This window comes from Bacteroides zoogleoformans, assembly GCF_002998435.1.
Lineage (GTDB): Bacteria > Bacteroidota > Bacteroidia > Bacteroidales > Bacteroidaceae > Bacteroides > Bacteroides zoogleoformans.
On record NZ_CP027231.1, the window covers coordinates 3,082,208 to 3,094,421 of the forward strand.

A 12,214-nucleotide genomic window follows, 5' to 3' on the forward strand; every position below is an offset into this window, starting at 1 on the left:
TTAAAAGTTCTTGCCTCTCCAATATTCGTTTTGGTCGGCATCGGTCGCATTATCATTATAATCCAACTCGGTCGCAGGAATCGGGAACATCATGCGCGGACTGTTGGCAGGCAACGATTTAACCTCGCTCCACTGTTCTTCGCCCACACGCTCAAGCGGCTTTTGCAAACGCTTCAAATCGGGAAGCGCAAAACCCTCGCCATATAATTCACGGCGACGCTCAAACCATACCTCATCTACGGAAAGAGTGGTAGATAACGTTCCGTCTCGCTTACTTTGCAACATGTTGAGCACAGCCAAACCACGTGCGTCGTTCTTGCGAGCCAAACACTCGGCTTCAATCAGGTAAGCCTCAGCCATACGGGCCATTGGATAGTCGGCTACGCCCAACGAACCGTTGGATGCATACTTGGAAACGAACAGACCGTCTTTCTTATCAATATAGAATGGAAACAAAGCACGGCAGTCGCCCTTACCGAACATATTGGCAAAAGAGAAAGCCACACGCACGGTGCTATAACCGAATTGTACATCAACGCCATTCGCTTTCAAATCGTTGTAGGTGGTCTGGCTTCCATACTCGGGAGTGCCAAAAGTAGCCGTTTTATTCTTGAACGTGGCGCTGTGATAGAATGAAGGAATAGATGCGTAGATGTTGCAAGTTTCAGGAGTGAAGTTGAAGCCCCAAAGCCATTCGCTGTTGGCTGTGTGGAAGCCCGACTGATATTCTTCCTTACTCATCAAGTCCTTACCGTCAAACTTACTTAAACCTTCCACATATTTCTGAGCGTTGTCATAATCACCCATATCCATGTAAGTACGAGCCAACAATAAAGCAGCAGCTTTTTTATTGATATAATAGTTGCTTTCGTTTGTGCAATGCTCATACGCATAAGTGAAGTCGCTGATGATTTGTTTCATAGACGTGCCTAAATCTGAACGAGGCACATCGTTGCCATCGGCAGTTCCCGGAGTGACGCGCAAGAACAAACCTTGTCCGTTTGCTCCCTGACCGGTGTAAGAGCCACAATACAAATTGAACAGATTCAAGAAATTCCAACCACGCACACCGTGTGCTTGTGCCAAGATGTCTTCACAACCTGCGGGCAGTTTGGCGGCATTAGCGATAATCTCATTACATTGGTCGATGGCTTGATAGGCTCTTCGCCACATATATTCCGAATAGGCACTCCACCAGCCGTCTACCACGCGCGGATACTGTACATAATTGTAGGCAAACATAAGCCAGTTGTAAGTAGAGAAACCAAAAGTACCATCGCTCATTTTTAAGTCATTACCCATCACGTCAAGCGAAATCTGACCGATGGTGTGGTACCAAAAGTGACCGGTATAATCATAGGCGCCCATCAACACTGTATTTACAGTTTCCTTACTCTCGAGCACTGTTTCATCGGTAAACGAAGTAGCCGGATCTTGATACAACCTGTCGTCCGAACAGGCTGTGGCCACAGAAGTCAGCAATGCTAATACTAAATATTTTGCTTTCATTGTTTCGTCTTTTTTATTGATTAGAATGTAATGTTAGCTCCTATGCTAAGTGTTTTAGGATTAGGAATAGACGGATAAAGAGCGTATCCCTGCACTCCGAAAATGTCTATATCACTGTATCCCTTATAATTGCTGTCGGCAAACCAAGCGCCCAAGTTATCTACCGAAGTCCAAACTTTGGCATTGGAAACAACTTTTGAAAAAACGCCCAGATTCTTCGGTAAGGTGTAAGACAACGTGATATTCTTTACACGAATGTTGGTAGCATCGTACAAATAACGGCTTGACAAGCTGCTTGAGCCGGTACTGTTATTGACAGCGAAACGTGGGACATTTGTATGTTCACCGGCTGTCTTCCATGCGTTTAAAGCGTCTTGGTGAATATTCTGAACCGCCGATCCATCGTGCATCATGTTAGCATACAGACCATCGTAAATCTTACCGCCGATAACATAAGTCAGCTGGATAGACAAATCGAAGTTCTTATAGCCGAACGTATTGGTCAGACCGCCGTACACATCAGGCGTAGAACGTCCTTGTCTTTCTTTGGTGGCATTGCTATACACATTGGTGGTGGTGCGATTGCCGTTAGCATCGATAGTATACCATAGAGCATTACCGTTCTGAGGATCTACACCGGCCCAAGTAGGCATGTAAAATTCGTACTGGCTGCCGCCTATCGACCATATCTTTTGATATTCGGTCATCGTCACGTCGTTATCACCGTGCAGATCTTTGATCTCATCTTTGATTATTGAAGCATTCAGGTTGGCGCTCCAACGAACGGGGCTTTTCAATATATCTGCGCCCAACGAAAGCTCGAAACCCGAGTTGGCTGTCTTGGCCGCATTCATGGTGATCGAAGTGAAACCATTGGTATAGGCCAACGGATAGTCGTAGAGCAAACCATCGGAAGTTTTATAGAAATAATCGAGCGAGCCGTACACACGATTCCAGAAACCGAAGTCGATACCCACATTAAACATGCCTTGCTTTTCCCAGCTTAGCAGCGCATTCACCAATTGCGTATGTCCCACACCAACAGAGTTTCCATACTTATAATCGGAACTTGCCTCCCAAAGTCCTAATGCAGCATAGCGGGCTAAGCCATTTTTATTACCTGATGTACCGTAGCTCAAACGGAACTTCAGGTTATCTATCCACGCTTTGTCTTTCAAAAAGTTTTCCTGATTCATTCTCCAGCTTGCGCCCAAGCTCCAGAACGTACCCCACTTGGTATCGGAACCAAATACGGACGAACCGTCAGAGCGAAAGCTGGCAGACAAATTATATCTGTCGGCAAAAGCATATTCCACACGGCCGAAGTAAGAAATCAATGTTTCTTTGGTAGTGTTAGAACTGGGTGAGAATGAACCGCCGGCAGCAGCCAACTCTTGCATGGAGCCAAGCAAATCGCGACCGCCCGCGTATAATGTTTCAAACGTGCTCTGCCAATACTCCATGCCGGCAAGTACATTCATGCTGTGCAAATTGTTGAATGTGTTGCTGTAAGTCAGCGTGTTGGTAGAAGTATAGTTCAAATCTACATGGTGATATTTATCCAAACGACCGTTGTATGCCGGACCGTTACCATGTTCCTTATTCCAATAACGATGCTCGTCGGTCGATACGTAGTCGGGCGAAAAAGTGGTCTTGAAATTCAATCCCTTGTAGAGCGTAAAGTCGGCGTAAGCCGAAACGAGCACGCGGTAGAATTTACTGCGGTGAATATCCATGTGTGGAATACTCAGGGGGTTAAAATCGCGTGACACGGGATTGGAATAATTAAATTGCAACTCCTTCGTGTTTGGATCCAACACCGGATTACCATCAGTGTCGACAATGTAAACAGGTACCGCATTGGGGAACCTCAACGAGTTGTACAGAGGGCTGGCACCGGCCGAACCGGCTACGGTAGTATTCTGGATAGAGTGAGAGAAAGTTGCGTTCAAACCTGCTTTCAACCAATCGGTAGCCTGCGAATTGATGTTGGCCTTACCTGTATAACGTTTGTAATCGCTGGCAGGAGCAATACCATCCTGATTGGTATAACCCACAGAGAAAAAGTAATCGGTCTTATCGTTCGAACCACTTACGTTTACCGTATAATCTTGAGTGGCGGCAGTTTTAAACACTTCATCCTGCCAATCGGTATCTACCACAATCTTTGCACCGCTTACCAATTTACCATTGGCATCGAGCGGATTGGCCGTGTTGTAAGGATTGTGTGTCAAAGTTCCCTGAACACGGGCATTCGATTCTTCTACGTTGTTCCCTTCGCTGTGATAGCTGTCAAACAACATTTTGTAATATTCGGCCGAGCTCGCCATTTTATAAGCCTTGCCCAGCGATGCCCACGAGTATTGCGTGTTCAATGTAACTTTAGCCTTGCCCTGCTTACCGCTCTTGGTGGTGATAAGCACCACGCCGTTGGCAGCACGCGAGCCATAAAGCGCTGCAGCTGCCGCATCTTTCAGCACAGTCACATTCTCAATGTCATTAGGGTTGAGGGTTGCCAAGATGTTGGTACCCGAATCGTTGTTGTAAGCAATCTCGCTTAAAGAGTTTTTATCGTAAGAAGCCACTGCCACACCGTCAATCACATACAACGGTTCGTTCGAAGCCTTCAGAGAACCCGAACCGCGTACACGGAAAGAGGTACCCGAACCCGGCTGACCCGAAGCCGAAACTACTTGCACGCCTGCTATCTGTCCGGCAAGCGACTTATCGAACGAAGCGGCCGGAGTTTTCAGCTGATCTTCACCCACTACTGAAGCCGAACCTGTAAAAGCCGAACGCTTGGTGGTACCATAGGCCACAACCAACACTTCGTCCAACGCTTTCGTATCGGGATCGAGCACAATATCCATAGAGCCAGACCGTATTGGCACTTCTTTTGTGATCATACCCACAAACGAAACGAGCAACGTTTTTGCCGAGGAAGGAACATTGTTGATTCTGAAACGACCATCTACATCCGTAATAGTACCAACCGTAGTTCCTTTAACGAGAACAGAAGCACCCACTACAGGCTGATTCTCCTCAGAAGAAGTCACGACACCTCTCAAAGTGGTTTGTGACCACGCTATCCCTATGCTCATAGCAAGCAATGATAGCATCAGATACAATTTCTTAATCATTTTTTTTACAATTAAATTAAATACTAATTTGTTCATTCACTATACACGTCAAACGTCTTTTACACATTTATATGCAAGAAAACACACTTTCAATATCAGGCTAAAATTCTATATAAATCTATAAATATGCAAGTGCGTTTTTTTTGATTTAATTTAAGAGATATTATAAAAATAAGTAGATGATAATCAGATTAATATGATGATAGTTCTATGATGTTTCTTACCATTGCAGTATAAAACGGCGTAATGATGAAGAAAACGAGAATATATAGGAAGCGTCATCTGTGAGAAAGAACATCAAAATCATCCTCTTACCGATGAACAGAAGCAGAGCAACCGTCAGAAGCCCAAGACCGGATGCCGGGTGGAGCACATCTTCCGTCAATAAATCAAGTTAAATGAGTGGATAAACGAACACTGTCGCGAGCCGCGGAGCCTCTTTGAAAGGCTGAGTCTAACTGAACTGATTCAGAAAGAACGGTTTTCACTCACAAAAATTAATTTTTAGAACTCACCTTATGCCCGGTTTTGAATACAACAAGAAAAAGTTGTTTGGTTGGCATAACATTGAGCAAAACATCCTGCAAATGCATCTAAAGTTTTTGTGTTTTCAATTTCTCCATATTAGAATAAGAATGTGTCATTGCACCATTCGAATGACGATTTATAAGCATGTATACACAAAAAAAGACGTAAGGTGCAGTACTTGCTGCTCATCCTACGCACTAAGGCTCTAGTGTTGCCCTACTTAATGTCAGATGAACAACGCCGAAAACCCCTGCGCCGAATATGTATATGATTAAGCTTATTTGCAGCAGAACCAAAAGCACACACTTACGGTTAGCGTACAATACGAGTCATCACAAAACATACCCAAGGGATGTTTCTTTGTTGCTTTGTCGACATTAGTTTTCGAATTTACCAGATTTTAGTACGTCAAATCAAAGCGTTCAGTAAACGCCTTTTTAATATGTATATCTCAATCACGTACACAATCATGAATGACTGTATTCGACATAGAGACATTTACAAAGTTATATTTTTCTTTTAAAAAATCAAAAGAAATAGCATATAAAATAGCATTTTTCTTTGAAATTATTTTTCCAAAGGGGGACTTTTTACTCGTCATGCAATTCGCTGTACTTCTTTTTGAAATAAGGCAATTCCATTCAAAACATAAAAGGGAAGCTGTGTGCCCGTAAGGGGTATATAGGACAGATATGAAAGATGCATCACGAACTTCCAGTCTCGAAACCTTTCAGGAAAAGAAAAACATTTTCTTCTTAGAGAGCTTTCCTTCTCGCTCCGGCTCGTTGTATAGATGCCTGCAGCTGGAACTATAGAGGCAGTACACTCGGCATATATGTAGCATGGTGGAGACATATCCCCACCAAAAACCGCCTACAGGTGTTTTTCGCGAGGGATACTTCTTGATGCATACTCAGTATTAATTCTCAAGAAGGTAACATTGTGACTGGACAGAGCACAGAAAAACCGAATACCATAAATGTGACATTTAAGGCTCAAAACATAACATTTGGTACATACAATGCAGTGCCTTTTGAACTTTTTCATTATTGCTCTGTCAGCTTCTTTGAGAGGAATTGCAACACTCTCTGACTCGGAATAAGATTTTTTATCTGTGAAAGCACATTTGTTTGCTTTTTATTCGTTTCCTTTGTCAATTAATAAAGATTGATAAACGAATGAGTATGGGAAAGAGACTGAAAGAATGTAGCATCTTATTATTGCTGCTCACGTTGGGATTGTCTACATTGCATGCGCAGACTTATGATGAACTATGGAAAAGCGTGAAACAGGCACAGGAGAAGAGCCTGCCGAAAACTGTGATAAAGTTGACCGACCGCATCTATCGGAAAGGCTTGCAGGAACAAAACGCTCCCCAGATGCTGAAGGCGTATGTCTGTAGGGAAAAGTATCAAGAGGAACTGACTCCGGACAGCTTGTATGCCAACCTGAAGCATATGGAGCAGTGGGTGCGGACGGAAAAGAACCCGGTGAACAAGTCCATACTGCATTCGTTACTTGCGTATGAGTACGCCGGCCTGATGAGGAACAACCGATATGCTTTGCGAAACAGGACGTTGCTGGAGGAGGCGGTTCCCGACGATGTGCGTGAGTGGAGCACGACTCAGTTTTTGAATAAAATAGATGAACATGCCATCGCCTCTTTGCAAGATCCTATCCGTTTGCTGGAAGTCTCGGCAGATGCATATACACCCTTTATTATACAAGAAGACGGCAGTCGCTTCTATCGGCACGACCTCTATCATTTGCTTTCGAACCGTGCCGTATCGGTCTATGAGGACTGGAGTGGTTTCGATGTGGACAGCTTGATGCAGGCACGCATCCATGCCGTGTATGGAGATATGATAAACACCTACCGTCATCGGGCAGGTATGGAAGATGCCGTGCTGCTTTGCTCGTTGGATTATTGGGAGCAGCAGGTATCCGGCGCCCTGTCTCGCCAAGAGATGGACGGCTCGCAACCGCAGGAAGAGCGGGTAAAAAGACATATTCAAGCATTGGATGAATTGATTCGAGAGTTTGGTTATCGCGAAGTCTGTGCAGAGGCTTATATAAAAAAAGCGGCTTATCTGCGCATCGGCGAAAACGGACGCAGCGTGGCGGAGGCTCTGAAGGTCTGCGATGAGGGACTGAAACGTTATCCGTCCTACAAGCGCATCAACGAGTTGAAGAATATTCGGGAAGGTATATTGCAGCCGGCATTGGGCGTAGCTCTTCCGGAAAGCGTTTATCCCGGTGAAACAGTGAAGGCGAATGTCAACTACCGCAATCTGAAAGGGTTTACCTTGAATGTGTATGCTACTGCTTTTCCGGAAGTGCCTCGAATGGAGTACGACATGAAAATAAACACCTATATCAAGCAGGCGCGCAAACATTCTTCTACCCATTTTGATTTGCAGCCGTTACCCAAGACGAATAAACTGCCCGAAGATGTGCCTTATCTGGCTTCGGATACGCTGTTCTCCGTTACGATGCCGCAAGAAACCGGAGTGTATATTGTTCAGTTGGTGCCCGATGCCGATAATATAGAGGCGGAAGAGTGGTTCATGGTGGCTACCCGTTTCAAAGTACTGACACTTTCATTGGGAGACGGTCGTACGGAAATCGCCACACTGGATGCTTCTACCGGGCACCCGATTGGCGGAACGAAAGTAAGCTTCTATGATTCGCACTACGAGGAAGGTCGCAAGCTGCTGAAAGAGCTGGTGACCGGTGCCGACGGAAAAGGTATACTTTCTTGGCAAGAGGCGATAGGAAGCTATGTGGCGCGCAAGGGAAACGACAGGGCGATGAGACCGCAGACCATCTACCTGTATCGGCCAAGCAGGGGACTATCCAATGAGAAAAAGGAGCGAATAACTTTACTCACCGACCGTTCTATTTATCGTCCCGGGCAAAGCGTTTACGTCAAAGGGGTGGTCTATGAACAAGATGATGACAGCCTTTGTGCCCGAGTATTGGAGGGTAGAGAGTATGAATTGGTGTTGCTTGATGTGAACCGGAAAGAGCTTGCTTCCCGAAAGCTGCGTACAAATGATTTCGGCTCTTTCACCACGGAGTTCGTGCTTCCCGCAGCTTGTCTGAATGGCCTGTTCAGTGTACAAGTCCGCTCTCTCCATTCTTCGGTCTCTTTCAGGGTGGAAGAGTATAAACGGCCCACGTTAGAGATTACCGTTAATCCGGTGGCCGAAGCCTACCGGTATGGAAAAACGGTACGGCTGACGGGAAACGTGAAGGCGTTTAACGGCATGACAGTGCAGAATGTGCCGTTGGCTTATAGGGTGACTCGTAACTTATGGGGGCCGAGACGTCCGGAGGAAAAGCTGTTGGCAGACACCATCATGCTGAGTGCCGATGGTGATTTTTCCATACCTCTGGTCTTGGAAGCTCCTTCCGGTCGTCGTGACCTGTATGGTAATCATTCCAATTACCATGTAGAAGTGACCGTGACGGACGAAGCCGGTGAAACGCAGACCGCCGGATATCATTTCGAGGTAGCTTCTGAAGCCTATCTGTTTCATGTCAGTCTGCCTGAATATATATGTAAGGAAGACAGCCTGCATTTCACGTTTAGTGTGAATAACCACAACAATGTGCCTTTGGATGTGAAAGGAACTTATCGTCTTTATTCCCTCAATCCGGTAAATGGAAAGCTCACGGCCGAACGTCCTGTGATGGAAGGTGGGTTTATGGCCAACCGACTTCAGGATTTTTCGCGGTGGAGCAGCCTTCCTTCGGGTCATTATAGTTTGGAACTTTCTGTCTGCGACAGTTTGGATGGCGGAGAACATTGCGAAGAATCTTCTAAATACCGTGTCGCGTTGTTTTCAAAAAGAGATACACGTCCGATTGAGGCGACCCCGCTTTTCTATCATAAGGAAAATCCGGAGTTCGATGCGCAACATCCGGCAGCCTTTCTTCTGGGAACCTCATGCCGGGATGCCTATGTGCTGATGGATGTATTCTGTGAGGACAAGCGTATCGATAGCAAGGTCTTGCAACTGAACGATACCATTGTACGTATGGAATATCCCTATGAAGCACGCTATGGCGAGGGCGTCACTTTGCTGTTCAATCTTGTAAAGAACGGTGAGATGTATAGTCGGCAGATTTATTTGAGTAAACGTCAACCCGCACAAAAGCTCGATATGAAGTGGGAAGTCTTTCGTGACCGTTTGCGTCCCGGTCAAGAGGAGGAGTGGAAGTTGGTTGTAAAGACCCCTCAAGGCATGCCCGCTGTTGCCGAGATGTTGGCAATGATGTATGACGCCTCGTTGGATAAAATTTATAAGCGCAACCAATTGTTAGAGGTCTATTATTCGAGTAAACTTCGTATGGCTCATCGCAGAACGAGTAATCATGAAACCCTCCGTTTATCTATTCATTTTCCGATGAAAAGCCTCTCTGTTCCGGTATGGATGTTCGACCGTTTCTTTATTCCTGATGTAGGGATGAGATATGGATATCTCAGAAGTGGGCCTGCCGGTAGCGTACAGATGAAGACAATGAGCAGTAGGGCTTTGTTCCAAGAAGAGGTTTCCGAACCTGTAAGTTTGGTGTATGCCGAAATGGGAAATCAGAATATGGAGGATGTTTCCTCCGAAGAAGAGAAGGCTGAGGAGAATGAAGGACAAACTCTGCAACCTGTTGCCGACCTTCGCACCAACTTTGCCGAAACAGCCTTCTTCTATCCCCAACTGCGCACCAACGAACAAGGCGAAATAGCTTTCTCTTTCACCATGCCGCAGAGTCTTACGCGCTGGAACTTCCGTGGTTACTCTCATACCAAAGACATGATGACCGGGATGATGGAGGCTGCGGCCGTCACAGCCAAAGAGTTTATGCTGACGCCGAATATGCCCCGCTTTGTTCGTGTGGGCGATAAGACAAAGATTGCCGCTTCCATTGCCAATCTCACAGGACAGAAGGTGCAGGGAACGGCTACGCTGACTCTTTTTGAACCGATGACCGAGAAAATCATCGCTGTGCAGCGTCGTGATTTTGCCGTAGAGGCAGGAAGAACCGTTGCAGTGGATTATCTTGTTGAGGCTACTGAACGCTATGACCTGCTCGGAGTACGCCTCGTTGCCGATGGAGGTTCTTTCAGCGACGGTGAGCAACATCTGTTGCCGGTATTGACTAATAAGGTATATCTCACGGAAACGCTTGCTCTGCCCGTTCGGGGTGAAGAGACCCGTACTTTTTCGTTGGACAGCCTTTTTAACCGTAACAATCCTACCGCCGTCAATCGCCGTCTGACGATAGAGTTTACAGGCAATCCGGCATGGTATGCCGTGCAGGCTTTGCCGGTATTGAGTGCGCCTACCCATGACAATGCCATTTCTTGGGCCACAGCCTATTATGCCAACAGTCTGGCCGGGTTCATAGCCAACAGTCAGCCTCGTATCAAAGCGGTGTTCGAGAAATGGAGGTTGGCAGGCGAAACCAAAGAGACTTTCTTGAGCAAGCTGGAGAAAAATCAGGATGTGAAAAACATCTTGCTCAGCGAATCTCCGTGGTTGACGGAAGCTGCTACCGAAAGTGAACGGCAGGCACGCATCGCTACCCTGTTCGATATAAATCAGCTGAACAACCGCAACTCTTCGGCATTTGTCAAGTTGAAAGAGTTACAAAGACAAGACGGTGGCTGGAGTTGGTGTAAGGGGATGGAAACCAGCAGATACGTGACCACCTATATCACCGGATTGCTTGTTCGTCTTCCTTTACTGACGAAGAACAGTTTGCCCTCCGAGGTTATCGCCATGAAGAAGCAAGCGTTCATCTATCTGCATAAGCAGGCCTTGGAAGAATATCGTGATATTCGCAGGTCAGAGAAAAAGGGGGCGAAAATTACCGTCAACTCGGAAGCTGCAATGAATTACCTGTATCTGATAGCTCTCAGCGGCGAGAAAGTTCCTGCGGAAAATCAGACGGCCTATCGTTACTTCCTTTCCAAGGTGGGGGCCAATCTTGCCAACGGAACAATGGTATGCAAGGCGCAGTCCGCCATTATCCTGAATGCGGCAGGGCGCACGACCGAAGCGGGAGAATTCATCGCGTCGTTGAAAGAGCATCTGGTGCAGACCGACGAGAAAGGGGCGCACTTCGCATTCTATGAGCACACTTACGGTTGGGGCATGCTGCCTGTCTCTGCCCATGTGGACGCGATGGAAGCATTGGATAGGATAGGAGGAAACGGCGCTTTGGTGGAAGAAATGAAGTTATGGTTGTTGAAGCAGAAGCAGACCACTGCGTGGAACTCGCCGGTAGCTACCGCCGATGCTGTCTATGCTTTGCTTTGTCGGGGGCACAATTTGCTGGAGAACCGTGGCGATGTGCGCATCACTTTGGGCGATGAAGTGCTCGAAACATGGTCGCCCGCAAAGACCACAGTTCCCGATTTAGGTTATGTCAAACAGACATATACGCAGGGAAGTCCGGCCTTGAAGGCGAAGGCCGTTACCGTGGAAAAACGGGATGCGGGGATTGCTTGGGGAGCTGCTTATGCCCAATATCTTTCGCCCATGTCCGATGTGAAACAGCATGGGGGCGAGTTGAGCGTAGAGAAAAAACTGTATGTAGAGCGTGTGGCTGCTGATGGTACCAAATCTCTGCAACCGGTGACAAAGACCACTCATCTTTCAGTAGGCGATAAAATAGTGTCGCGTTTGATTATTCGTCTGGACCGTGCTATGGACTTCGTTCATTTGAAAGATAGCCGTGGTGCCTGCTTCGAGCCGATAGGAGCACTTTCAGGCTATCGTTGGGGAAATGGCTTCGGATACTATGTAGAAGTAGAAGATGCCGCAACCAATTTCTTCTTCGACCGATTGGGCAAAGGAGTATATGTGTTGGAGCATAGTTACCGAATCGCCCGTGGTGGAACGTACGAGACTGGATTGGCCACTATGCAGTGCCTTTATGCACCGGAATATGCTTCGCATTCAACGGGTGGAATAATAGGGGTAGAGTAGGAATGAAAGTTTGTCATTCTCATTGAAAACACTTATTTTTGT

Annotated in this window: 3 protein-coding genes; 1 reads left to right on the top strand and 2 read right to left on the bottom strand. The window is 46.5% G+C overall.

The annotated features are described in order from the left end of the window. Both C4H11_RS12920 and C4H11_RS12925 read right to left on the bottom strand, forming a co-directional pair. Positions 1–1,509, bottom strand: a complete 1,509-nt coding sequence (locus C4H11_RS12920) for a RagB/SusD family nutrient uptake outer membrane protein (protein ID WP_106042604.1) — start codon at positions 1,507–1,509, stop codon at positions 1–3. Positions 1,510–1,529: 20 nt separating this feature from the next. Next, positions 1,530–4,649: a SusC/RagA family TonB-linked outer membrane protein gene (locus C4H11_RS12925; RefSeq protein ID WP_234819836.1), complete on the bottom strand. Its 3,120-nt coding sequence runs from the start codon at positions 4,647–4,649 to the stop codon at positions 1,530–1,532. Between the two features lie 1,712 nt (positions 4,650–6,361). Here C4H11_RS12925 and C4H11_RS12940 point away from each other — a divergent pair. Beyond that, a complete protein-coding gene (locus C4H11_RS12940; RefSeq protein WP_394336040.1) occupies positions 6,362–12,172 on the top strand; it encodes an alpha-2-macroglobulin family protein in 5,811 nt (1,936 codons plus the stop codon). Positions 12,173–12,214 lie beyond the last annotated feature (42 nt).